The sequence below is a fragment of the Microcoleus sp. T2B6 genome, assembly GCF_036700475.1.
Taxonomy (GTDB): domain Bacteria; phylum Cyanobacteriota; class Cyanobacteriia; order Cyanobacteriales; family Microcoleaceae; genus Microcoleus.
In genome coordinates, this window is record NZ_JAUBOZ010000111.1 from 1 (window position 1) to 23954 (window position 23954).

Sequence of the window (23954 nt, forward strand, 5' to 3'; positions counted from 1 at the left end):
CTACATTCACTGTGTCAAGCAGTTCAGGCACTGCGTCTACACTTCCCAGAACTGTGTCTAGTGGTATGTCTAGCACTACGTCTACACTGTCTACATTCACTGTGTCAAGTGATTCACCGTCAACGAGGTACAGTTCTAGCAGCGCTTCCCATGTAGCAGTTTTGCTAAGCTTCCCGAACTGCTTGGCATCCTCATTGGTGAAGCCACGGTCATAGGCGATCGCCTTTAATTGGTCAATGCGACGGTAGCTGACGGTAGGTTTAGTCATGGTCATACTTCGTCCTCCCCAGGAAGTGCGGACTTCTGCACGTATCCAATGCCGGACAAGTAACTACATCCAAGTCGCGATTTACCATTAGGTCCTGTATCATGCCCTGTGTAACGCAGTATTTGAAGCTTAGGGAAAACCTCGCAAAGCCTCCGGGGTAACTGGTTGATAGCTTTGACGGGGTTGCCATGCTTTTTCGGCAAGTCGTGCCAAGTTAATTTCTCTTCACCTTTTAGAATTTCAACCCTCAACACTCCCGTCTTGATGTACCAATCTCGTAACTGTTGCCAGATGTCAGATGTGAAGACCCGACCGTCTGGTTGAGATTCTAAGCCGACTTCGCGGGCAAACTCCAGTAAATGACTGGTGCTTCGCGGTGTCCACTTGGGCTGTTTTTTGTCCTTTGCTGTGGTTTTGTGGAGAGCCGTTAGCGCTGCTGCCAGCATTTTCTGCTGTTCGTTGATGACCTCGACTTGGGTCTGTGCAAGGCCTATGAGCTGGGAGACTTGATTGTCAACTTTCTGCTCTGAAGCGGAATGAGAATAGCTCCCTGTCCGGCGGATACTGGGTAACACTTCCTCAAACATCCAAACTCGGAACCGTTGAGCCGCTGGTTTGTCCGATCGGAAAATTAGCTCATAAAGACCTGGCTCTGTCACGGTGAGCATTTGTTGCTGACCTCCAAGGGTATGTATTGAATACATACCCTTCCAACTGTCAGGCATCTTCGCAACCCGACGGCTGAGGGTACTCTGGTCAATACCTAGAACAGCACCCACGTCAGCGGCTATCCACTCAGGGGTATCGGTTGAACCGATACCCTTTACCTTGATTTCTTGACCCTCAAAATCGAAAATTGATAGTTCAGTCATTGCAAAACCTCGCAAACTCAATCATTAAGAGTTGCGATCGTCCGCAAAGACAACCGTCTAAAAATGTCATAATTTATCGGCTCCAACCGTTGAACACGAACGTTTGGGGAAGTCGTGGTTTGGCTAGCATTGCAAGTGCTCGTCAACCGCGCATCAATCTTCCTTAGTTACTCACGATTGCAGACTTCCACTTCCTTGTCAAGACAGGAAGTGTAAAACTTTGTGTCGCAATGTATACAATTGTAAACTAGCACTTAGTGTAAACTGTCACACTAACTGAATATAAACTGCCACACTAACTGTCTATCAAGTTATTCCAACTGTCACAGGTAAAAATACGCATTGACTGTGAAAAAAATTCACATTTACGCCGTAAACTATATATTTTCAACGCATTAAACCCAAAAACAACTGGATTTTTAACACTCAGTAAAATCAACTGTCACTATATATATTATAGATTGACACATTAACTGTCACATATACAACTGTGCCAGTAATACCAGCGCTACAATCGCTAAAAGCTTTTATCAGCAATGGTTCCAGCACACACACAGGAAGTGCGTGTTTTTTGGCTTAAAATCAGATGCCTGTCGCGTCCCGGTGTTGATTTTGTACGCAAGAAAATCTACAAAAAAATTGCCTCTAGAATCAACATCCCAACAGCATCAAAGCGGGCGTAAATGCTCCAAAATCTTGCCATCTAAATAGACAGCATTAATCACCCTTTCCGACGTATCGCACCATTTAGCCACAACCGCACTCGGTACACCCTTGCCAACTTGTTCACTGATAAAAGTATCCCGGCAAGAGTAAGGGGTAGTAGTCTTAGAACCCTGTTCATGTTGCCTGGTTTTTTCAGTAATCGGGTCTACCAATTTATGCCATACCTGCTTACTGAAATTGTTGTAATTAATCGCCCCGCCCTTAATAGGTGATGGAAATACCAATCTATCCTTGTCAGTCAGATTTTGTGGCTTGATACCTTTCAACAACTGAACCAGTTCTTGATTGCAAGGAAATTTACGCCGTTTGTTGTTTTTACTGCCGTCAACCCTTGTCTCCTTACCGCTTGGGTGCTGTATACTCCCATTAAACACAATGTGAGAAAAGTCAGTAGCAATGTCAGACCATCTCAAACCAACAGCTTCAGAGGGACGGCATCCAGTCATCAGCCAGAACTGCACCATCGGGTAGTAAAAACAAAACTTTTGCCCCGTTTCTCCCCTCCCATTCCAAGTACCTCTATGGTTCTTAAAAGCCTCTAAAACCAGCTCTTTTTCTTGTGCTGTAAATGCGTTCGGTTCCGGGTCACTTTCCCAGTTATGTTTAGGCAGTTCCGTTGCCAGCCCTTCAAATGGGGATACAGTTAAACCCTTGACAATCTTGAACTTAATCCCCCATTTCACCGCTGCATTTAGGTGCGTCAAAATCCTTTTAGTCATGCTGTTAGTCGTATCCTCCAACAGCCAAGCGCGTACCTGCAAAGCACAGTCCTCTGATAGAGGTTGGTAGGGGCAACGGTCAACATAGCTTTGAATACCTGTTACCAAGTAGTTAAAAGTTGTGGCCTTGAGTGCTGGTTTCTTGAATTCCAAGTATTTAGCAAACAGCTTAGTCAGTGTCAGTTCTGGCTTAGGCTTGACTGTCTCAATAACAGTCAGGTGAGTCTGTGACTTGTACTTCTTGAGTGTGGGGTCAAACCGCTCAAACTTGATGTCGGATTCAATCAACTGTGCTTTAGCCTCTGCTAGTTCCCAGTTCTCAGGGGTATCTGCCAAGTTGAGGTAAAAGTGTTTGCGTTCGCCGCCATAAAGATGTCTGGGTAATTGCAACCTCAGTCTGCCACTGCGAGTCTGAACAACAACCGATCCCTTTTTTGCCCGATCGGGAGAGTCAACCATAATTTTGCCTCCAATTTCAATGCAACCAAGATACTACTTTTGGAGACAAACTGGAGACAAAATTGGAGACAAAGTATTTGTTAAACACACAACTCCTTACTACACAAAGGGTTTAGCGCTTACTCCCTAGCGCCTTCCAAGCTAACTATGCGGGTTCGATTCCCGCTGCCCGCTTGCGCCTATAAAAACCTCAAACCAACGATAAATCAACGGTTTGAGGTTTTTTATTGCCCAAAATACGGCTGAGTCAAGGGTTAAATTGAGTATCAAATGACTAGGAAATGACTACGAAATGACTATCAAATGACCTTTTTGGATACAATTTGGAGACAATGTGACTAGAATTTGACTAGAAATATCCAGCCGATAGTTAATAGCGGTAAGGTGCGCGGTCCAAGAGCACCCTACATAATTAGGTTCTGTGTAAGTCCTGTATCTGCAAGAATAAGTGGTTAACATAGAGTGCCCTGATTTGACAAGATTGCCGATCGAACTCAGCTTGAGTTATGACTGATTCGGAGTCGCATCAGTCACAAGGAGGGCCCGTGAAATATTTTTCAGTAGTAATGTATTTGCTGCGGGAACGGCAACAATTTCTTGAAGAAATTCGCCAAGGTGTCAAGCTCAAATCTAAAATTTTCGGTTTGTTGATTTCTAGTACCCTATTTTTTGGCATTTACGGAGCGATATTAGGTGCCTCTAGTACGTGGATGCAATGTCTGGTTTCAGCAATTAAGTTGCCAGCACTTTACTTGCTGACGCTGATTATCTGCTTTCCCACACTGTACTTTTTTAATGTCATGTTTGGTTCAAAACGAACTTTTGAGCAGTATTTGACATTGTTGATGACAGCGATGGCGATGATTAGCGTTTTGTTGTTTGGATTTGCACCTGTCAGTCTGTTTTTTCTCCTAAGCAGTCCCAATTACAGTTTTTTTCTGGTGTTGAATGTTGCTATTATGGCAATCACAGGATTTTTGGGAGTAAGTTTCATTTATCAAGGAATGCACTTTCTGTCTGAACAAGATGCCGAAGGCAAAGACATCAGGCTAAATATTTTGCGCTTTTGGTTGGGACTCTATGCGTTTGTTGGCACTCAGTTGGGATGGACGCTGAGACCGTTTTTTGGGTCGTCGGGAATGGCTTTTCAACTCTTCCGAAACCGAGAAAGCAATTTTTATCTGAGTCTGTGGCAATCCATTATGTCTCTGGGAGGATCGTAATTAATCCCAATTTAAGGAGATTTTAAAGAGTGATACAAGCGGATTTGGAACAGCTAAAAATTTCTGAGAAGGAGTTAGAGGATTTGAGCGGAATAGCTTTGAGCGACGGTTTTTCAGCGGATTTTTACCGATCTGCTGCACTCCGGGACGGGAAAAAGCTGTTTTCTCTTTTGTTGAATGAGTTGCTGATATTTTGCCTGACATTAGTTGTTTCGCTGCCGATTGCTTTACTGGCTAATAAACATAATGTTGGTTCATTTAGCGATGCTGAGATATTTGTCAGGGTTTTACAAATAACTTTGGGTTTGTCGCTGGCGATTACTGTGGCTTGGAATGTCTATAAATGGGTTAAGGCAAAGCCTCTGGCAACGCTGGCGGGTTTGCTGGATGAAGTTGAGAAGTATCATGAGGTGATTCAGGCTTTAGATATTATCGATCGCCTAACGGCTGCTGGCAATTTACAAGCCAATTTAATTAACCGAGGAGATGCAATTGAGGCACTAAAAATTACTAGAGAAAGTTTAGTATGTGCTTTGAAAACAGAGAAAATTCTCCGGGAAAATCAGCAATTTATCGGTCGCCGTTACGAGTTATTTGCTAATATTGAAAGTAATTTGGCTGCTTTGATGGCGGTGGATGTGAGCGATCGGGCGACTGAATACGGGCGGTTGCTGAATGAAGCTTTGGAAATTGGGATGAGCGTACACAAAGAGGTAAGAAAGTTACAAAATGGCAAGTAAATAGGGATTACATACACGCAATGTATTTATGTCTCTTCTCGGATTTTGGTAATTATTGTTGTGAAAAGGCGATCGCAACTAGGAGAAGCCTTGCGTACCTTGTCAATATCTAAAAGTGCTAAGAGTTTTGGAGCGTGTCGTGTTTTGTGATATTTACCTTTAGAGGTTTTATTAGTGGCTGATATCAGCCACTTACTCAGGTTGTATTTGGAAACTTTCTCCACGCTTTGATTTCCCAGCCTTTTGTGAAGATAATCTTCTTTAAATCCGCCATTATAAAACTTGCTTAAAGCATCAATATCAGCAATAAACCAAGCCTCCATAGTTTGTACCATTAAGTGGCAACAGGCATCATCACGCCCTTGGGTCGCCAAAATCCAAGGTTGGTCTTCTTTTCTGCTCCTTAAATGCTCCCAAGGTGTGTGAGTTTCAGAAACAGGAGATTCAGAATCAACAAGCAAAACATTAAAAGCATCTGGATAAGATTCCATACTCATTAGGAAATCTTCGCAAGCATCGCGGCGAGATCCAGACATGATTGACAGGATTTTTATGCCTTTGCTCTCTGCGAGATCGTAGAGTTCTTTGAAGAGATGAACAAAACCCGCTCGCAGCCCCGCTGTTGTCTCTTTTCCTGCCGGAATTTTACTCCTAAATCCCGGACGTTGTTGAGGTATATTTTCTGTTGTACTTTCATCTTCACTTTCATCTCCAATGCCTTCAATATAAATACGAATCTCCCTTACCATCGGTTTCCTCCGATGTGTCCCATCCGCCACAAATCTCCTAGAGTGTACTTTTCCAACCACTTTTTAAGTTGCTGAGGCTCTAGACGGCGCAAGTGACTGCCTGTGTTATTCTGTTCGCAAACTAAGACGGATTCGGGAACTTCACTCAAACCAGAAACTAAAGCATCAGAATGAGTAGTAACAATTATTTGAGTTCTTTTAGATGCCGCAATTAGCAATTCAGCAACAGTCGATAAGATATCTGGATGTAACCCTAATTCTGGTTCTTCAATACAAATCAGGGGTGGTGGACTTGGGTGGCAAAGTAAAGTCAGCAAGCACAAATAACGAAGGGTACCATCTGATAAACGGGTAGCAGGAATTGCTCTCTTGAATTTTTTATCCCTGAGAAATGTTTGTATTGTACTGCCTTCAAGTCTAGCTGTGATGTCACCTACTGCCTCGTAGAACTTTTGCAACTGCTCGATTAGTAAAGGTTTAATACCTTGGAAATCTAAATCGAGCAAAACATGAGCAAGGTTACTTGCATCTTCTTCAAGGAAGTCATTTGGTAAATCAGATGGTTGGGGCTTTCTTGGTGGCGTGTACCTGCCTAAATTCCATTCCCGATAAATACGGATATTGGAAAACTGATTGTTTAAGTAGGCTAATTCAGGGTAAAAATCTTTGTCTTGTTTTTGGGACAAAACTGATTGAGAAGGATTTATCTCGTCACGGCGAAGATGGCGTTCGCCCCTATTAGTATATGTACTTGTTCCCTCTTCTGAGACCTTTCTAATATTTAAGACTGGATTGCCATTTTGATAGCGGTAGAAAAAATATACATCTTTATAACTTGGGCCAAATTTTTCTTCATTTTCTACAGCTTCATCTACAATTTCTAGTTTTTGACCTACCATCGTGAAAGAGATTTGATAGCGTAAGGGGATAGGTTCTTCAGGGTAATCTACGGTTGCCTCGATTGTAGCTGTTGGAATATTGTTGGAATTTTTTTCATCACCTTTCCAAAGCCACTCGCCAATACCGCCTCCTTGCCGAAATGGAGTATTTATATCATTGGGTGTTGACTGTAAAATCCCCACGGCATCGATCAAGTTGGACTTGCCAGATGCGTTGGGGCCAATTAACACATTCAGGGGTTGAAGTTCTATTTCCTCTCCTTCACTTCCGTAGGATAGAAAGTTTTTTAAGCGAAGAGTTCGGATAAATCTTTTGCCTTGCATCTCATCCTCCTATTTAAAGCTTTTGATATCTTCAAGCATAGTATCACAGTTTCGTCATTTTAAGGTCAGTGATGCCCCGATTACTGACCTTAAAATAGAGTTGATAGCTAAGTCCTGGATTCGGAACACCATTCGCTTATTTCAATCCTCAAAAATATCCAACTGTTCGCCCTCCGACTCTTTTTTGCCATCTTTTTTAACACCTTTCCGCAGCCCGATCGCAATTTTGCTATGTTTCTCAATCTGCTTCATCACCTGTCTCGCCCTGTCAATCACCGACGGCGGTAAACCAGCTAATCTGCCCGCTTCAATTCCGTAAGATTTGTCAGCACCTCCCGGCTGAACTTGGTGCAAAAATACGATTTGATCCGGCAATTCTTTCACTGTCACCTGATAATTTGCGACATTATCTAAAATAGAAGCTAACTCATTCAATTCGTGATAGTGAGTCGCAAAAATTGTCCGCGCCCGAATCTCAGTTGCTAAATATTCGGCCACAGACCAAGCAATCGAAAGTCCGTCAAACGTCGCCGTTCCTCTGCCAATTTCATCTAGCAAAACCAATGATTGCGGCGTCGCGTGATTGAGAATATTTGCAGTTTCGTTCATTTCCACCATAAACGTAGACTGACCGGTTGCCAAATCATCTACTGCGCCGACACGGGTAAAAATGCGATCGCAAATTCCCAAACTCGCAGCTTTCGCCGGCACATAACTGCCCATCTGCGCCATTAACTGGATCAAACCCACCTGCCGCAAGTAGCAGCTTTTCCCGCTAGCATTCGGCCCGGTTAAAATAATTAAATCGGGGCGGTTTAGCGATTCTTCCCGACCCAAAAAAGCAGAATTAGGTACAAAAAATCCCGGCGGCAAAGACTTTTCCACCACAGGATGACAACCTTCAATAATTTTAATTTCCCGACTTTCTGTCATAGTCGGGCGGCAGTAATTCTGGTAAACTGCTACTTCTGCCAAACCGCACAAAACATCTGCCGCCGCCACAGCCCGGGAAACGTTGCGAATAATTTCGGCGTGTTCTCCTACCTCCGATCGCACTTTAGCAAAAATATCGTATTCCAATTGATTTAAATCTTCTCGCGCCGTCAGAATTCGCACTTCCCTTTCTTTTAATTCTTCAGTGCTATAACGTTCTTCATTGGTGAGAGTTTGCTTGCGGGTGTAGTCCTTGGGCACTTGATCTACTTTCGATTTGGTAATGCTGATGTAATAACCGAAAGCTTTATTGTAGCCTACTTTTAAATTAGAAATTCCCGTGCGTTTTCTCTCAGTTGCTTCTAAATTTGCAATCCATTCTTGATCTGCTGATGCAGTGTGGCGCATTTCATCTAGCATCGGATTGATTCCCGATCGAATCAAACCTCCTTCTTTTAAATGAATCGGCGGTTCGTCAACTAAATGAGCGTGAATTTTACTTGCTAATTCTTCTAAAAGTGGCGGTACATTTTGCAGCGCTTTCAAATAGGGCGAGCGCCCTTGGGCTGCGATCGAAGCTAATTCCGGCAGTTTCGAGAGAGAATCAGCTAAAGCGACCAAATCCCGCGCGCTAGCTGTTCCAGAACCGGCGCGGCCTGTCAGTCTTTCGATATCGTAAATTTGGCGAAGCAACTGCTGCAAATCTTGGCGCAGGGCGTTATTTTCTACTAATTCTTGAATCGTGTCGTGTCGGGCGCAAATGCCTTTAATGTTGAGCAAAGGTTGCAGCACCCAGCGGCGCAAAGCGCGGCCTCCCATTGCGGTGCTGGTTTTGTCGATCGCCCACAGCAGCGAACCGTGAAAAACCCCATCTCTCACTGTTTGAGTAATTTCGAGATTGCGGCGGGTTTGGTAGTCGAGTATGAGAAAATCGGTGAGAGTGTAAGTGTGCAGTCTTTGCAAAGAAACTGCTTTTTCCTTTTGAGTTTCTTCGATATATTGCAGCAAACCGCCAGCGGCGCGCACTGCGAGGGAAAGGTGGCCGCATCCCATACCTTCGAGCGATCGCACTTTGAACTTTTGCAGGATTCTCTGTTTTGCTTCGGACAAACTAAACGGAATTTGCGATCGCAAAGAATAGCAAAACGAATTCGGCAAACAATCGGGTAAATGCTCGGATTTCTCTCCGGGCCTCAACATAGTCACCAAATCCGGCGCATTAGTCGGTACCAAGACTTCCGAAGGCTGCAAGCGCAGCAATTCAAGGGTTAATTGTTCTAAACTGTCTGCTTGGGTAGTGACGAATTCTCCTGTAGAAATATCTGTATAAGCCAATCCCCAATGTTCCCCAGCGATGACGACTGCTGCTAAAAAATTATTTTGTCTGGGTTTGAGCATTCCGTCATCAGTCAAGGTTCCGGGAGTGAGAATGCGGGTAATTTCTCGCTTGACTTGGCGGCCTTCTTTCGCAGCTATCGAGGCATCTTCTACTTGGTCGCAAACTACCACAGCATAGCCTTTTTCTACTAACATTGAGGTGTAGCGGTCGAGGGCGTGGTGCGGCACTCCTGTCATCGGCACTCTGCCAATTTCTTTGCCGCTTTCTTTGCTAGTACAAACAAGTTCTAATTCCTGCGAAATAGTAACTGCATCTTGGAAAAAACACTCAAAAAAATCTCCGACTCGAAACAATAAAAGTGCGTGGGGATACTGTTCTTTCACTTCCACATACCGCTGCATCATCGGCGTCAGCTTGGTGAATTCTAGTAGGCGGTGGTCGGCATTGCGGATGTTGGGTTGATGGGGATCTGTTGGGGTAGATGCAGTGTAAGGCATAAAAGGCGATCGATAAATTTTAATCTTTAACAACTTTAGCGCAAGCTCGGCTTTTAGCTCTAACTAATATACAATATGTGACGATTAATCCTCCTTAAGCAGGGTGCGTGATTCTCAATATTGAGGAACAGTGTTGAGCTATACAAAATTCACGCACCCTACTTAATAATCGATCAACCCGCTTTTAGTTGAGAATTTTTCGGTCGCTTTTTATCTAATGTGAGCTTAATCCTCGGCTATAGTGAGATTAAGTGCGAAAGTTTTATTTATTGTGAGAGGAGAGCGATCGGAGATCGACAAAAACAATCTCATCCATCTCGCTGTTAGGATCGCGAATTAAATAATTTACACTCTTGAAAGTGGGTTGGGCGTCCCGCCCGCCCTTTCTGGACGGGCGGGACGCCCATCCCACAAGAACCATCACGCATTCTAAGTTATTTAATTCTCATTCCTTAGCTGTTATGGCAGAAGGAAGAAGGCTTTAGTTATCTAGGAGAGAAGGAAGAAGCAAGGATTTCAGCAATTAAGAACGTCCTAACCGTCGGGCGTGGTTGCTATAAATGTTGGTGGTTAACAGAACAATGTGAAATTTCCCGCACTTTAGTAGGAGGATAAACTTTACATTTTTGTTATTGAAAACAGCCGGAAGATAGATTTACAAATTATACCTCGGATAGAGAGATAATATATTTTATAGGCTTAAAATTAAAACATCCAAGCAGGTAATTTATGGGCGTAGTAAATTTAAGATTTAGAATCAAAAATCTGCTAGCTAGTAGTTGACTAGAGGAAAAAAAATAATGAAAGCTCTTTGCTGGCACGGAGCAAATGATGTGCGAGTTGATAATGTACCAGACCCAACAATTATCAACCCGCGCGATGCGATAGTTAAAATCACGTCTACAGCAATCTGCGGCTCAGATTTGCACCTCTACAACGGCTTGATCCCGACAATGCAATCGGGCGACATCATGGGCCACGAATTCATGGGGGAAGTAGTCGAACTCGGCAGCGAAGTCAAGAACTTAAAAAAGGGCGATCGCATTGTCATTCCTTTTACTATTTCTTGCGGCAGTTGCTTCTTTTGCAACCGCGATTTGTGGTCGCTGTGCGACAACTCCAACCCCAATGCAGGATTGGCTGAAAAAATCTACGGCCATTCGCCGGCTGGACTGTTTGGCTTCTCCCATTTAACGGGCGGCTATGCAGGAGGTCAAGCAGAATACGCGCGGGTTCCGTTTGCAGATGTCGGCCCTTTAAAAATTCCCGACGGACTTTCGGACGAACAAGTATTGTTCCTCACCGATATCTTTCCTACGGGTTACATGGCGGCCGAAAACTGTGACATTCAGCCGGGGGATACGGTAGCCGTTTGGGGATGCGGCCCAGTCGGACAATTTGCGATCAGAAGCGCGTTTATGCTGGGGGCCGATCGAGTAATTGCGATCGACCGCGTACCGGAACGCTTGCAAATGGCGGCTGCGGCCAAAGCTGAAATCATCAACTACGAAGAAATGGACGCCGGCGAAGCCGTCACCGAAATGACGGGGGGACGCGGGCCCGACTCTTGCATCGACGCGGTGGGAATGGAAGCCCACGGCACCGGTCTCGACGCTTTGTACGACAAAGCTAAGCAAGCCGTGCGGTTGGAGAGCGATCGACCCACTGCCCTGCGACAAGTGATAGTAGCTTGCCGCAAAGGCGGCACAGTCTCAATTCCCGGCGTTTACGGCGGCTTTGTTGACAAAGTGCCCCTAGGTGCAGCTTTCAACAAAGGCTTGACCCTGAAAATGGGACAAACGCACGTTCACCGCTATTTGCGGCCGTTGCTCGATCGCGTTCAAAAAGGCGAAATTGACCCGTCATTCGTAATTACGCACCGAATGAAATTGGATGAAGCGCCCCACGCCTACGAGATTTTCCTCAACAAAAAAGACAACTGCATCAAAGTTGTCCTCAAACCCTAACTCGCATTCAATTGACAAGGAGAAACTATGCTTTTACAAGAAAAAGAATCAGGCGACTTGATTGAAATCCTCGATGTAGATGCTTTAATCAGCCCTACAAAAAATGAAGTGCCGGGAAAAAATCAAGCTGGTCAAGAAGAGCAAGAGACAGCAACTTTTCCAAAAAGTAATTTAGTCTTTCCTTCCGGTGAAACTTTGCCGCGCTGTTGGACTGAGGAAAATTATCAAACTCATTAATTCTTCTGATTCTCCCCATCCCCTTTAACAAGGGGGCGAGGGCAGGGCAGGGCTGTTTCATTCTCAGAAAAACCAGGGTTTTGTAGGGGCGGTGCGACCCCTACTCCCCGTGCCCGCCCGGCCGATAGACGAGCGGGTAGGGGTTTCAGATATCGGGGCAACCGGGCGTGGGATTGCCCCTACAAGAGAATGAAACAGCCCTGGGGGGGAGGGGAAGCTAGGGGTAGGAACAGGGTACATAGGTGTCAATTTAACCCGAAAAATCGCTCTGAGACTGAAGTCCCTGTCTAAAGGTTCGTAGTGGGGACTTCCGTATCCGATTGACTAATTAAATAATTGTGGACTAAAGTTTTTACTACCAAATAGTTTTTTGGAATAAGTCTAATAACTAACAACAAATAAGTTATGCAATTGCAAGCAGTAATTCTCGATATTGACGGTACTCTGACGCTCAGCAATGACGCCCACGCTCAAGCTTGGGTAGAGTCATTTGCGACTTACGGCTACGAGGTGCCGTTCGAGAAAGTTCGCCCGCTAATTGGCATGGGAGGCGACAAAGTTATACCCAAAATGGTATCAGGACTTTCCGACGAAACAGGCGACGGGAAAAAGATTGCACAGCGGCGCAAAGAACTGATTATTAACCGCTTTTCTCCCGATCTTTCTCCAACCCCCGGTTCGCGGGATTTGCTGTTAAAAATGCAGCAAGAAGGATTGCGGCTAATTATTGCTACTTCAGCTACCACCGAAGAACTTTCCGGTTTGCTGAAAGCTGCACAAGTTGACGATTTATTGGATCAAGCGCAAGCGGCGACATCGAGTGATGCAGAAGCTTCTAAACCGGAACCGGATATTGTGGAAGCTGCTTTGAGCAAATTGCAGATGGAAGCGAGTCAGACGGTAATGTTAGCTGATACTCCTTACGATATCGAAGCTGCGGGCAAGTGCGGGGTGCCAGTAATTGCTTTTCGGTGCGGAGGTTTCGATGATGCTTCGCTGGCAAATGCTGCGGCAATTTACGATCACCCTGCTGATTTGTTGGCGCATTATGACGATTCTATTTTAGGGAAAAAAAATTAGTAGCGCGTTGAAGTAAGATGGCTAACTGGGGGGAATCGCCCCTAAAGTAACCTAATCGGTTACGATCCGATCGACTTGATGCGCTTCTGTGATGTCTGGAATATCCAGCCGCGCAGCTAATTTGCGAATGACTGCTTCCGGTACTGTTGCTGTGCGCGATCGATTCCGGTGCAATACTTCCTCAAAAGGAACTTCCAAGTAAACAATGCGAATTCGCGCTTGATAAGCAGCAAAAAAATCAATTAATTGCTGCCGCATTTGTTTAGTTGTATTCGTGGCGTTCCACACAAAAGAACGCCCCTCGTTCATGTATTCGCGCGCTCTTTTTTTGGCGGCTGTCACCACATTTCCAGGGGTTTCGTCGGGAGGGACATTCATCTCTTTTCGCAGTGCATCCAGCGAGATTACTGGCAAATCTGGAAGATTTTCCCGAATCCAATAATCTTTACCACTTGCGGGCAATCCCGACATCAAAATTACTTCGCATTTAGTGTCGTCAAATGCTTCGTAATCCGGGTTGCCGTTCTCTTTGCGGAAGTAGATAAATCTGCTGTGTGCAGAGGGGAATTGTCGGGGAGAATCCAAACAATTATTTTCTTGACAAAACTCCCGAAATAGTTCTATTTTATCAAGCAATTCTTGTCTGTCGCTACACTGTCGGCCGCGCACGTCTGCTTCGGCTAAAAGTGCGAGGAAATCGCAGCGGACAACTTGACTGACTTTAATTACAGACTGCTGGGGGTTGGGTTTGTCGATCAGCCAGATGGGTAAACTGCCGAATTGGACGATCGCCACAACTGTTTCGCGAATCTCAAACTGCACGGGCGGGTCGAATTGAGATAAAATTTGTCTGACCATTCTCGCACCTTGGCGGGCGTGACCTTTTGAACTAATTCTGCCGTCGGCTTCTATTGTTGTAAAGGCGGGTTTGGCGACATCGTGCAGCAAAGCGGCGGCAAAAAGTATCGATCGTTCTTTTTCGGGAAGTTGCCGCCAATTCGGGGAAGATATTAATGCTTCGCAGACCATTCTGGTATGAATTAAAACGTCTCCTTCGGCGTGATAAATCGGGTCTTGCTGACAGCCTTTTAAGTTTTGAATCCAATCGAAATGATTTTGAATGCTGTCCCAATCCAGAAACCAATCGGGCGGTTGGGGGCAAAAGGGAAAAGTCCAAGGCGGCGCTAACAGTGTATTCATAACTTTACTTGTTGGATCTGACTGAACAACTCATCAGTCCTATGGAAGAGGACTTTAGCTTTGAGTCAGGGGTTTAAACCCCTGCCGGACTTCGGGAAAGAGCGTGGAAATTTGACACCAATGGTCGGCATTTCTTACTTTACTCACATCTTGCACCATTCTCAATTACTTGTTTAGGAACAGGCAAGATGCCTGTTCCACAATAAAACTCATTCTTTGTGGAACGGGCATCTTGCCCGTTCTTCACAATGGTGCAAGATATCTGTTTACAAACTAAAATTAAATAAATCGGCGCCGGGACGCAGAATATTGGGTACAATTGGGCGATTTAGCCAATGTCCTTCGGCATTTTTAATAGCAGTCAAAAAGCTGGCACGCACGTATTTGTAACGCGCCTTTACTATGCCATCTTCCTCTACTTTAATATACAAACCTTCCATAATATCGCTCTTGTCAGTCTCTTTCAAACACCGCTCCTCATCTAATCCCAATTCCCGACTGGACAAACGCAACCGATCCAAATGTCCCGGTTGAATAAAATTAGATTTTCCCATAAACTGCATCATGTGCTTGGGCGATTTCAGCACTCCAGAAAACAGCACGGGAACTGACACTAACGGCAGTCCGCTTAACAATTTCTGGCGGGATTCTGTACTCAGAAATTGACTGGTTTCTAAGTCCAGCACATCGTATTCCATAAAATAGTGCGGCAAAAAATCATAAAAAACAGTGTGTTTGGCATAAAGCCATTCGCCGTAAAGAATGTAGCGATTTCCCAGCACTTCTCCCAGGGCTGGGCTGAGACTGAAAGCCCACTGTTTGAATAAGTTAAAATGTTTTTCCCTCGGCCCACCGGTGAGATAGTGGCCGCGACTTTGCAGCAGCATTTGTCCGTCGGGTGCGAAGCTGATGCCTGTATTAGCGCCGTCTACCTTTTCTTCAATCACTGTCGGGCGATCGATCACAGCGCTAAATGGCACGCTGTCGAGGTCTTCATCACCCGGTTGGAAACGCGAACCTTCGATGTGATAAGTTCGAGGATATTTAACAATTTTGACCATCAGCCAATCCCTTTGAGATTTGAGACTTTAGAGGCGACCCAATCTATTTAACCATTATAATGGAATTATCACAAAGGAGCGTGTAAGTTGAAAACTCAAAATTTCCAAAGCATATCATCAGCAATCGCTGGGATTCTATTAGTAGGCGCGCTACTCCTCGGATTAAACTCTTTCGTCGTTATCAATCCCGGTGAAGCAGGGGTGGTTAGCGTTTTAGGAAAAGCCACAGATGGAGCATTGTTAGAGGGGTTTCATCTCAGACCCCCGTTGATATCCAAGGTAGATGTGTACGATGTAACAGTGCAAAAATTTGAAGTTCCCGCCCAGAGTGCTACTAAAGACCTTCAGGATTTAAATGCTAGTTTTGCGATCAATTTTCGCCTCGATGCTGAGAAAATAGTGGAGATCAGAAGGACTCAAGGAACTTTGGAGAATATAGTCTCAAAAATTATTGCTCCTCAGACGCAAGAAGCATTTAAAACAGCGGCTGCACTGAGAACCGCCGAACAATCTATTACTCAAAGAAGTGAACTGAAGCGAGACTTTGATACTGCGCTGAAGGAAAGGCTATCCAAGTATGATGTAATCGTGCTCGATACGAGCGTTGTTAACATTCGATTCTCCACAGATTTTGCGAAAGCGGTTGAGGAGAAACAGGTTGCTGAACAGCGGGCGCAAAGGGCTGTTTATGTGGCTCAGGAAGCAGAACAACAGGCTCAAGCTGACATTAACCGCGCTCAAGGTAGGGCTGAAGCTCAAAGACTTTTGGCTGAAACTTTGAAGGCTCAAGGCGGGGATTTAGTGCTGCAAAAAGAGGCGATCGAAGCTTGGAGAAGCGGCGGCGCTCAGATGCCAAAAGTGCTAGTTATGGGCCCAGGTTCGAGTCGGGTTCCTTTCATTTTTAATATGAGCGATATTCAGGAAGAACCCGATCGCCCGCAAGTGACCAACAATTAAAATATGACTGAGGGTAACAAGCCCGGTGTCTGGGAAAATATTGGCTTTGCTAACCAGAAATCTCGCAATAAACCGGGTTTCCTCAGAAAGCACACATAAGTCTTATGAGAGTTACCGGAATATGCTACACTTCTGAAAGCCACAATATAACGACAGTTTGAAACCTGTCGTTATAAAAGCGAAGTCCGCAATTAACACGTAGGCAACACACTCATTTTAGGAAGCAAGGAAAAATCATGACCCGCGCTATAATGGAAACCGACAAAGGCACAATCAATTTGGAATTGTTCGATGCGGATGCGCCTAACACAGTGAAGAATTTTGTTGACTTGGCCGAAAAAGGTTTTTACGATGGATTGGCTTTTCACCGAGTCATTCCTAACTTTATGATTCAAGGTGGCTGTCCAAAAGGCAATGGAACGGGCGGCCCCGGCTACAAAATCAAGTGCGAAATCAACTCGAACAAACATTTGGCAGGAACTTTATCGATGGCTCACGCAGGTAAAGATACGGGTGGTAGCCAATTCTTTATTTGCCATTCTCCCCAGTCTCATCTAGATGGAGTTCACACAACTTTTGGCAAAACTGAGGATATGTCTGTCGTCAATGCTATCCGCCAAGGTGACAAGATTATTTCGCTCAAAATTGAGCATTAATTTTCTCTAATTAGTTGCGTTTGCAATAAGGAATTTAGTCCTTATTGCAAACAAAACGTGTGAAAGTTAAGAGTTTTAATATCTACAATTTATGACCAATAATTTCTTAATGGTACCAGCCCCCGGATTTATCCGTGGAATCAATCCCAAATCCAAAATCCTTGCATCCTCAAGCCCCCGGATTTATCCGTGGTGTCAATTCTTCAATCTAAAATCTAAAATCTAAAATCTAAAATCTAAAATCGAATGACTCTTATCAATGATTCTGCTGTGGTGGCTGAGTTAACTGAACTATATTTAAAATACGAAAAAGCTCTTTGTACGAATGATATTGAAACTCTCGATAATTTGTTCTGGGATGCGCCGGAAGTCGTGCGGTTTGGGGTGACGGAGAACCTGTACGGGAGCGATGAGGTGAGGGCTTTTCGCAAAGGACGATCGCCTGTAAATGTCGATCGAGAAATGTTCAACCTCAAAGTCGTGACATTCGATGCAGACACGGCGGCTGTGACGCTGGAATTTCGCCGTGTAATGGATGGAGTAGTGCGGCTGGGGCGGCAGAGTCAGATGTGGCGCAAGTTTCCTCAAGGGTGGAAGATTGTTTCCGCTCACGTTTCTTTGTTGCCGGTGTAAATGTTAAAGGTAAGGAAACAATAATTGTCTAAAGCAGGCGGAATTTATAACTAAGGATCGCGAATTAAATAACTTACAATTTTAATTGTTATTGTGGGATGGGCGGGACCCCCATCCCACAAACTTGTGGAAATTATTTAATTCTCATTCCTAATAAGACTTACGCACGCACGGGTGGTTAGAAACCGGGTTTTTTTGCGAAAATATTTTGTTGCAGCCCGCATATCCCGTAAAAAACCCGGTTTCTTTAATCGGAGTACGTGGGTAAGTTCTGACTGAATCATTCATCTTATAGAGAAACGTCTAATAGTTCAAGTTCCAGACTTTCTTCCTCATCTTGATAATTAAATTCCAAAGACATCAGCTTCTCTTCACTCTCATCCGGGGTAATTTGCAACCTCCGCAATCCTATTTGTAGATACTTTTCTTGTAATTCTATGCCGATGGACTTTCTGTTAAACTGCTTGGCAACAAATGATGTTGTAAAAGTTCCCGAAAATATATCTAGTACAACGTCGCCCTCATTACTACTGGCTTTGATAATTCTTTCTAACAACGATGTTGGTTTCTGGGTAGGATGTTCCTCATACTCAGGCATACGATATCTAACTCGCGGAAACTCCCAGACATTACCGGGAACTTTTTTAGAATTATATACTGATGGTGTAGCCTTGCGGTAGTCAATTAGTTTCCTAACAGCTCCGGTTTTCGCCTCTACCAGAATATCTGAGGAATTAAATGTATAATTTCGTTTGTCCTTGACGCAATATAAAATTGGTTCGTAAAGAGAGCCGTAAAATTTTTTTGCTTGTACGCCCGAACTGTCATAATACCACACTATTCGAGAAAGGATTGTTAAGCGATCGCGCAAATATAAATCAAAGTAGGGCATACTTTGAGTTGACGCCATTAGATACAAACTGCCGTTATGCTTGAGCTTATTAATACATAAGTTCAACCAAGTATAACTCCATTCTAAATAATCGCTTTCAAATTCCCACTTGTCTTTAAAACCATTGAAATTTTTGCCAATATTATAGGGAGGATCTGCAAAAATTAAATCTATTGAGTTGTCTTCGATTTCACTCCCAAGCACTTCTAACACATCTCCTAAGATGAGTTTGTGGTCGTCAATTTCAAAGATTTTCATTTAGCCTAGCCTCTTCCAATAAATATTGGCTCTTGTCAAGTGTACTCAGATATATTCTATAAATATTTAATACAGTTCATATTTGAGCAAAGTACACGGAATCGAGCCATTAAAAACCGGAATTCGCCGCGATGTCCTGAGTCCCACCTTTTTACCCAACTCCTTATTTCCAGTCAAAATAAACGCATTCCAACCTTTAAAACGATTCTTGAAAATATCCCCTAACATCTTGTACAAATCTCCCAATTCGCTAGCATCTCCCAGGCGCTCTCCGTAGGGAGGATTGCAAATCAAAACGCCTCTGTCTGCGGGTGCTTCCAACTGAGATAACTCGGTTTGAGCAAACTGAATCTTACCGGAAATACCAGCTTGCTGCGCGTTCGTGCGAGCTTGAGTTAACATATCAGAATCGCGATCGCACCCGGCAACCACCTCTTTAAGTTCCGGTAATTCGCTGTTTTCCGCTTCCGCCCACAAGTTATCCCACAAAGGTTCGTCAAAATCCCGCCAACTCATAAATCCAAACTTTTCTCGAAACAATCCCGGTGCAATATTCAATCCCTTTAACGTCGCTTCCAAAGGCAAAGTCCCAGAACCGCACATCGGGTCTAAAAACGGCAAATCTGGCGTCCATTCTGCCATCTCCAACAAAGCCGCAGCTAGGGTTTCTTTGAGGGGAGCAAGCCCCATCGCCGGTCGATATCCCCGGCGGTGCAAACTGCCGCCCGAACTGTCTAAACTTAAAATAGCTCTATCTTGATGAATGTGAAGGTTAATTAGCAAATCGGGATGCTCTACATCAACATTAGAACGCTTGTTAAATTGCAGGCGCTGTTGGTCGGCGATCGCATTTTTGACCTGCAAAGCTGTAAAGTGAGTGTGGTTCAACTTTTCGTTGCCGCCGGTGCAGTTTACTGCTAAAGTATTGTCGGGATATAAGTATTCGTCCCAAGGGATTTTCTGCACTTCGCGGTAGAGCATATCCGAGTTGTAACACCGGAATTCGGCGATCGGCATTAGCACTCGAAAAATAGTTCTCGACCACAGATTGACGCGGTACAATAAAGCGCGATCGCCCGCAAAGTAAACCCCTGTAAAATCTGGCTTGACATCCTGGGCCCCTAAACGTTCTAATTCTTGGGCGGCAATAGTTTCTAAACCGCGCGCAACTGTAGCAAAATATTGATTCATTGATAATTGGGAATTGGGCATTGGGCATTGGGCATTGTTACTAACAACAGACACCAGACTGATGACTATAATAGCTGGTTTTAATCCTAACTCTCACAATAAATACTCTACCTTTACGATAAATCACTCGCATTAATCTGGGTGGGGGCGGGTTTGAGAGATTGTTCTTTGTTGGCTGTGATTGTTTGTGAAACCCGGCCCTACAGATTGTTAGAAATGTGCGAGTCACAAACTGTCAGTGGGGGCGGGTTTGAGAGATTGTTCTTTGTTGGCTGTAATTGTTTGTGAAACCCGGCCCTACAGATTGTTAGAAATGTGCGAGTCACAAACTGTCAGTGGGGGCGGGTTTGAGAGATTGTTGTTTGTTGGCTGTGATTGTTTGTGAAACCCGGCCCTACAGATTGTTAGAAATGTGCGAGTCACAAACTGTCAGTGGGGGCGGGTTTGAGAGATTGTTCTTTGTTGGCTGTGATTGTTTGTGAAACCCGCCCCTACAGATTGTTAAAAATGTGTGAGTCACAAACTGTCAGTAATACTCGTGAAATTAAAAGCTTTCACGCGCACTCCGGGCACGACACTACCGCCGTAACGCTTCACCGCACTAACTGCATCCACATCGCGCAACATATCAGGTAAAACTTGATTGAAACGCAGGTTTTTAATCGGGTAAGCAATTTTGCCATCCTCAATCCAAAAAGTACCGTCGCGAGTCATTCCCGTTACTTCCAATGTTTTCGGATTCACGTAGCGCACGTACCAAGCTCGACTGACAAAAATTCCTCGCTCGGTTTGAGCAACTAAATCTGCTAAACTTTGGTCGGAACCTGTCATTACGATCGGGTAATAAGCACCTTTTGCCTCTTTGCCTTTTTGTGCTGCCCAGTAGCGGGAATAAGACAAACTTTTAGGCACGCCATCTTTGATGATTTCCAAATAGTTATTGCTCAATCCGTCGCCGAAAAAAGTATTCGATCGCAACAAAGGATGAGCCGGATCGCGCTGCACTTGCACTAACGGGCTGAAAAGTTGTTCCCCCGCGCGGTTTCCCGCTGGTTTTCCCTCTGCATCCGCGATCGACATAAACGATCGCCCCTCATCCGCCGCCCTCGCATCCAAACTCCAAATTACCCACGGTAGCAAGCCCGCAAAAGCAGCACCGTCAAAGATTACCGGATAAACGCCGGGAGTGATGGGGCGCGGGTTGCGAGATGCGATCGCCCGATCGAGCACTTGTTCTGCTAATTGGGCGATCGGCAATTCGTTGATACTCCAAGCAGTGCTCTTCGCCCAACTAGAACCGTCTTCAACGCGAGCAGTAAAGCTGAAATCCGCATCTGTAGACTGGTTGCAGGCGCGGAGTCCGGTTGACGAGGCGATCGCGTACAGCGACGCCTCAGTGCTCAAAGTACCCGAACCATGAGCGCCCCCCTGGGAGGATCTGGCGCACGCTTGCTGCACCATTTCGGCCCGCGCTAGAGGCGATACAGTTGCCGTTGCTGCGTCAAAGGCGGGCGATCGCAAATCGTAGGTTTGAGGCGGCAGCAGCGGCATCCATTCGGGGTCTGCCGGCGCAATTCTGGCTAATTCTTCCGATCGCTTGACTGCGGAGGCGATCGCATCTTCATCAAATTCTGTAACAGCAGCAGAGGCGCTTTTGTTACCGAAATAGCTAGTAATGCTCAGGCTAAATACAGTTTTGCTGATATTTTGGCTGATTTGATTTTCCGAGAAGCGGGAAAGAGATTCCTCCCCAGTAGAGAGACTGACAAATACTTCCTCTGCTTTGGATAGTTTGACTGCTTTTTCTACTAAAGATAAGGCTTGGTCTTCACTTAAACTTGCGGGCGATGTTGTTAGGAGCATAAGCTAAAGTCCCGGAATATTTGTTGTATTTGAAAATAGGTTTAGCCGCAATACTACGGTTAACTCGCCTGTACTAAAGAGCGTACTGCTAACACTTCATCTGCTCGCAGAGGTTCCACATCAGAAGGAGAAACAGCCACAACTAAAATCGATTCTCCTAAAGCATTAAATATTTCTAGAACGCAGCCATCATCTTCGCCTTCCCTTGGAGGAGGTACGCGATCGACTAGCATGGCTACATCACCTTTTTTTAGCTGATATAGCGGCATATCCCGACACAATGCTACACGCTGGTAAAGTTCAAGTTTCACGTCGAGACTCCTTTTTGGGTTTGAGAGTAAGCTGTCGGGCATCTAAGTTGTCAGTCCGGGACGCAATTGTCATAATTAGTAAGGTGCGTCGCTGCGATATTTTAGATTTTTTTGAGGATTTTTGATGGCGACGCACCCTACAGCTCCTTTATAATTATCACTTTAAAAACCTACAATCTAATTAAGAATTTCCCCCAATTTGAATATCCCTCACTCGCACCGGCACACAAGCGTGAGTCATCTGAGCAACCTGCATCGGCTCGCCTTTTCCGCATATATGAGTACCGCACTGAACCAACTCCGAAGCCGGCCCTATCGCATCTATTTGATTCCAGAAATCAGTAGTCATCGCCTGATAAGTTACATCCTTCAACATACCGACAACCTTACCTTTTTCCACCTTCCAAAAAGCATCGCCGCCGAATTGAAAATTGCGCCGCTGCTGGTCAATCGAATAACTACCCATACCGTCGATTAAAATCCCGTCTTCCGTATCAGCAATCATCTGGGCCAAAGTAGCAGTATGGCTGCCGCCATCCGGGCCCGGCTCCAATCCCAAATTGGGAATTCTCACCATCGGCACGCTAGACCAACTGTCAGCGTAAGCAGAACCGTTGCTGCTGGCACGTCCGAGGCGATAAGCCGTCTCTCTGTCAGTGAGATAATCAACTAAAATTCCATCCTTGACAACGTACCACTCTTGTGATTTTACGCCCTCATCATCGTAACCCATTGTACCGCGGCCACCTGGTTGAGTGCGATCGCACTTAAAATTCACCCAAGGTGCAGCGTATTGCAGTTTATTTAACTTATCAGTAGTAGCAAAGCTCGTGCCAGCAAAATTAGATTCGTAGCCGTAAACCCGGTCTAATTCAGTTGGATGACCGACAGATTCGTGGATTGTCAAAAACAAATTTGTCGGCTTAAGAATCAGGGATTTGCAAATACCAGCCGGGACTGTGGGAGCGCTGACTTTCTCAATAGCTTCGGCGGCAACTCTTTCGACTTGACTCAACAAATCATCTGGATTAATATGTTCGTAACCGATATTCAGCGGCGGGCGTTCGTAACTGCGACTTTGGGCATCGCCGCCCGCAATTGCCGTACAGTCAAAACCCGGATAGCTGCGGTAGATTGTTTGTTCGATTAGCGAGCCTTCTGTGGAAGCAAAAACCTTGTCTTCGCGGCTGGACTGCAAAAAAGAAGAAGCTTTTTTGATGCCTTGTGCGCCGTGTGCTAGTAGCTTCTCGTTGATAGTTAGCAGCAGTTCGGCTTTGTCAGCAACGGGTACAGAAAAAGGATCAATGGTGATGGGAGTAATGTAGGTATCGACATATTTTTCGACAGGCACTAACCGCACCGGTTCCTTCTGAGTTAGGCGGCTGCCTTTAGCAATTTCTACAGCCAAAGCGACTATTCTTGCAACCTCTGCGGGTGTTTTGCTGTGACTGGCGGCAAACCCCCAAGCGCCGTCTAGAAGCACCCGCACGCCAAAACCGGAACTTACATTATCTGACAGTTGACTTAAAGATCGATCGCGCGCGTAAAGATTCTGCCTTCGGTAACTGCAAAAACGTACATCACCGTACTCGCAACCTGTTTTCCGAATCAAATCTACAGCCAAATTTGCTAACTCGTTAGCAGAGATTTTTGCAGTTAATTGCACCATAGTTATTCGTCATTCGTCGTTAGTTGTTAATTATTATAGCGCTTTTCAATTTTTTGAACCCTTTTCAATAAGCTTTCTCTGGGCGGGCAGGATGCCCAACCCCTACTCCCCACAAGAAATTTACTGTTTGTGGAACAGGCATCTTGCCTGTTAATGTGGAACAGGCATCTTGCCTGTTAATGTGGAACAGGCATCTTGCCTGTTAATGTGGAACAGGCATCTTGCCTGTTA

20 protein-coding genes and 1 pseudogene are annotated in these 23954 nt (G+C 45.0%); 8 read left to right on the forward strand and 13 right to left on the reverse strand.

Annotated features, from left to right (window positions below):
• The 3 genes and pseudogenes from QUA00_RS30730 to QUA00_RS30740 form a co-directional block, all read right to left on the reverse strand.
• A pseudogene (locus QUA00_RS30730) lies at positions 1-268 on the reverse strand (hypothetical protein); the annotation flags it as partial.
• Between the two features lie 2 nt (positions 269-270).
• Positions 271-1140, reverse strand: a complete 870-nt coding sequence (locus tag QUA00_RS30735) for a BRO family protein (protein WP_333412214.1) — start codon at positions 1138-1140, stop codon at positions 271-273.
• A gap of 668 nt (positions 1141-1808) precedes the next feature.
• On the reverse strand, positions 1809-3044 hold the full coding sequence (locus QUA00_RS30740) for a tyrosine-type recombinase/integrase (protein ID WP_333412215.1): 1236 nt from the start codon (positions 3042-3044) through the stop codon (positions 1809-1811).
• A 545-nt stretch (positions 3045-3589) separates the two neighbouring features.
• Between QUA00_RS30740 and QUA00_RS30745 the strand changes: the two genes are divergently transcribed.
• Together QUA00_RS30745 and QUA00_RS30750 are read left to right on the forward strand one after the other, a co-directional pair.
• The gene (locus QUA00_RS30745) at positions 3590-4267 is read left to right on the forward strand and encodes an actin-binding WH2 domain-containing protein (protein ID WP_333412216.1); all 678 of its coding nucleotides are present in this window, start codon (positions 3590-3592) and stop codon (positions 4265-4267) included.
• A gap of 29 nt (positions 4268-4296) precedes the next feature.
• Positions 4297-5007 carry a hypothetical protein gene (locus QUA00_RS30750; protein ID WP_333412217.1) on the forward strand — a complete coding sequence of 237 codons (711 nt, stop codon included), beginning with the start codon at positions 4297-4299 and terminating at the stop codon, positions 5005-5007.
• A gap of 26 nt (positions 5008-5033) precedes the next feature.
• On the opposite strand, the gene QUA00_RS30755 is transcribed toward QUA00_RS30750, so the two are convergent.
• The 3 genes from QUA00_RS30755 to mutS form a co-directional block, all read right to left on the reverse strand.
• Complete coding sequence (locus QUA00_RS30755; RefSeq protein WP_333412218.1) at positions 5034-5756, reverse strand: DUF4276 family protein; 723 nt, start codon at positions 5754-5756, stop codon at positions 5034-5036.
• A complete protein-coding gene (locus QUA00_RS30760) occupies positions 5750-6979 on the reverse strand; it encodes an AAA family ATPase (RefSeq protein WP_333354186.1) in 1230 nt (409 codons plus the stop codon). Before QUA00_RS30760 ends, QUA00_RS30755 begins: the two co-directional genes overlap by 7 nt.
• Before the next feature lie 141 nt (positions 6980-7120).
• Positions 7121-9748 (reverse strand): DNA mismatch repair protein MutS, encoded by a 2628-nt coding sequence (mutS, locus tag QUA00_RS30765; protein ID WP_333412228.1) that lies wholly within the window; start codon positions 9746-9748, stop codon positions 7121-7123.
• Between the two features lie 800 nt (positions 9749-10548).
• Between mutS and QUA00_RS30770 the strand changes: the two genes are divergently transcribed.
• The 3 genes from QUA00_RS30770 to QUA00_RS30780 all read left to right on the forward strand — a co-directional run bounded on the left by QUA00_RS30770 (position 10549) and on the right by QUA00_RS30780 (position 13032).
• Complete coding sequence (locus QUA00_RS30770; protein ID WP_333280169.1) at positions 10549-11715, forward strand: zinc-dependent alcohol dehydrogenase; 1167 nt, start codon at positions 10549-10551, stop codon at positions 11713-11715.
• A 27-nt stretch (positions 11716-11742) separates the two neighbouring features.
• Positions 11743-11952 (forward strand): acetyltransferase, encoded by a 210-nt coding sequence (locus tag QUA00_RS30775; RefSeq protein ID WP_333144887.1) that lies wholly within the window; start codon positions 11743-11745, stop codon positions 11950-11952.
• Positions 11953-12357: 405 nt separating this feature from the next.
• Positions 12358-13032, forward strand: a complete 675-nt coding sequence (locus QUA00_RS30780; RefSeq protein ID WP_333412219.1) for an HAD family hydrolase — start codon at positions 12358-12360, stop codon at positions 13030-13032.
• Between the two features lie 51 nt (positions 13033-13083).
• Here QUA00_RS30780 and QUA00_RS30785 read toward each other — a convergent pair whose 3' ends face one another.
• Positions 13084-14232, reverse strand: a complete 1149-nt coding sequence (locus tag QUA00_RS30785) for an AAA family ATPase (protein WP_333412220.1) — start codon at positions 14230-14232, stop codon at positions 13084-13086.
• A 266-nt stretch (positions 14233-14498) separates the two neighbouring features.
• On the reverse strand, positions 14499-15293 hold the full coding sequence (locus QUA00_RS30790) for an RNA ligase family protein (protein ID WP_333412221.1): 795 nt from the start codon (positions 15291-15293) through the stop codon (positions 14499-14501).
• Between the two features lie 87 nt (positions 15294-15380).
• Between QUA00_RS30790 and QUA00_RS30795 the strand changes: the two genes are divergently transcribed.
• The 3 genes from QUA00_RS30795 to hpxZ all read left to right on the forward strand — a co-directional run bounded on the left by QUA00_RS30795 (position 15381) and on the right by hpxZ (position 17539).
• Entirely contained in the window at positions 15381-16250 is an 870-nt protein-coding gene (locus tag QUA00_RS30795; RefSeq protein ID WP_333412222.1) for a prohibitin family protein, read from the forward strand.
• 236 nt (positions 16251-16486) lie between these two features.
• Positions 16487-16906 (forward strand): peptidylprolyl isomerase, encoded by a 420-nt coding sequence (locus tag QUA00_RS30800; protein WP_332982885.1) that lies wholly within the window; start codon positions 16487-16489, stop codon positions 16904-16906.
• A gap of 246 nt (positions 16907-17152) precedes the next feature.
• Entirely contained in the window at positions 17153-17539 is a 387-nt protein-coding gene (hpxZ, locus tag QUA00_RS30805; protein ID WP_333412223.1) for an oxalurate catabolism protein HpxZ, read from the forward strand.
• A 289-nt stretch (positions 17540-17828) separates the two neighbouring features.
• On the opposite strand, the gene yhdJ is transcribed toward hpxZ, so the two are convergent.
• The 5 genes from yhdJ to QUA00_RS30830 form a co-directional block, all read right to left on the reverse strand.
• A complete protein-coding gene (gene yhdJ, locus QUA00_RS30810) occupies positions 17829-18689 on the reverse strand; it encodes an adenine-specific DNA-methyltransferase (protein ID WP_333412224.1) in 861 nt (286 codons plus the stop codon).
• 66 nt (positions 18690-18755) lie between these two features.
• Complete coding sequence (locus QUA00_RS30815; protein ID WP_333412225.1) at positions 18756-19880, reverse strand: THUMP domain-containing protein; 1125 nt, start codon at positions 19878-19880, stop codon at positions 18756-18758.
• A gap of 516 nt (positions 19881-20396) precedes the next feature.
• The gene (locus tag QUA00_RS30820; RefSeq protein WP_333412226.1) at positions 20397-21743 is read right to left on the reverse strand and encodes a TldD/PmbA family protein; all 1347 of its coding nucleotides are present in this window, start codon (positions 21741-21743) and stop codon (positions 20397-20399) included.
• 59 nt (positions 21744-21802) lie between these two features.
• The gene (locus tag QUA00_RS30825; RefSeq protein WP_333107552.1) at positions 21803-22054 is read right to left on the reverse strand and encodes a DUF4926 domain-containing protein; all 252 of its coding nucleotides are present in this window, start codon (positions 22052-22054) and stop codon (positions 21803-21805) included.
• 181 nt (positions 22055-22235) lie between these two features.
• On the reverse strand, positions 22236-23723 hold the full coding sequence (locus tag QUA00_RS30830; protein ID WP_333412227.1) for a TldD/PmbA family protein: 1488 nt from the start codon (positions 23721-23723) through the stop codon (positions 22236-22238).
• Positions 23724-23954 lie beyond the last annotated feature (231 nt).

What these genes read in the sequence shown, in the direction of transcription:
- QUA00_RS30830 (WP_333412227.1), bottom strand. Translation starts at nt 23,723, where the DNA reads ATGGTGCAATTAACTGCAAAAATCTCTGCTAACGAGTTAGCAAATTTG.
- QUA00_RS30775 (WP_333144887.1), top strand. Translation starts at nt 11,743, where the DNA reads ATGCTTTTACAAGAAAAAGAATCAGGCGACTTGATTGAAATCCTCGAT.
- QUA00_RS30820 (WP_333412226.1), bottom strand. Translation starts at nt 21,743, where the DNA reads ATGCTCCTAACAACATCGCCCGCAAGTTTAAGTGAAGACCAAGCCTTA.
- QUA00_RS30785 (WP_333412220.1), bottom strand. Translation starts at nt 14,232, where the DNA reads ATGAATACACTGTTAGCGCCGCCTTGGACTTTTCCCTTTTGCCCCCAA.
- QUA00_RS30755 (WP_333412218.1), bottom strand. Translation starts at nt 5,756, where the DNA reads ATGGTAAGGGAGATTCGTATTTATATTGAAGGCATTGGAGATGAAAGT.
- QUA00_RS30800 (WP_332982885.1), top strand. Translation starts at nt 16,487, where the DNA reads ATGACCCGCGCTATAATGGAAACCGACAAAGGCACAATCAATTTGGAA.
- QUA00_RS30735 (WP_333412214.1), bottom strand. Translation starts at nt 1,140, where the DNA reads ATGACTGAACTATCAATTTTCGATTTTGAGGGTCAAGAAATCAAGGTA.
- QUA00_RS30790 (WP_333412221.1), bottom strand. Translation starts at nt 15,293, where the DNA reads ATGGTCAAAATTGTTAAATATCCTCGAACTTATCACATCGAAGGTTCG.
- QUA00_RS30780 (WP_333412219.1), top strand. Translation starts at nt 12,358, where the DNA reads ATGCAATTGCAAGCAGTAATTCTCGATATTGACGGTACTCTGACGCTC.
- QUA00_RS30770 (WP_333280169.1), top strand. Translation starts at nt 10,549, where the DNA reads ATGAAAGCTCTTTGCTGGCACGGAGCAAATGATGTGCGAGTTGATAAT.
- QUA00_RS30740 (WP_333412215.1), bottom strand. Translation starts at nt 3,044, where the DNA reads ATGGTTGACTCTCCCGATCGGGCAAAAAAGGGATCGGTTGTTGTTCAG.
- QUA00_RS30760 (WP_333354186.1), bottom strand. Translation starts at nt 6,979, where the DNA reads ATGCAAGGCAAAAGATTTATCCGAACTCTTCGCTTAAAAAACTTTCTA.
- QUA00_RS30815 (WP_333412225.1), bottom strand. Translation starts at nt 19,880, where the DNA reads ATGAATCAATATTTTGCTACAGTTGCGCGCGGTTTAGAAACTATTGCC.
- hpxZ (WP_333412223.1), top strand. Translation starts at nt 17,153, where the DNA reads ATGACTCTTATCAATGATTCTGCTGTGGTGGCTGAGTTAACTGAACTA.
- yhdJ (WP_333412224.1), bottom strand. Translation starts at nt 18,689, where the DNA reads ATGAAAATCTTTGAAATTGACGACCACAAACTCATCTTAGGAGATGTG.
- mutS (WP_333412228.1), bottom strand. Translation starts at nt 9,748, where the DNA reads ATGCCTTACACTGCATCTACCCCAACAGATCCCCATCAACCCAACATC.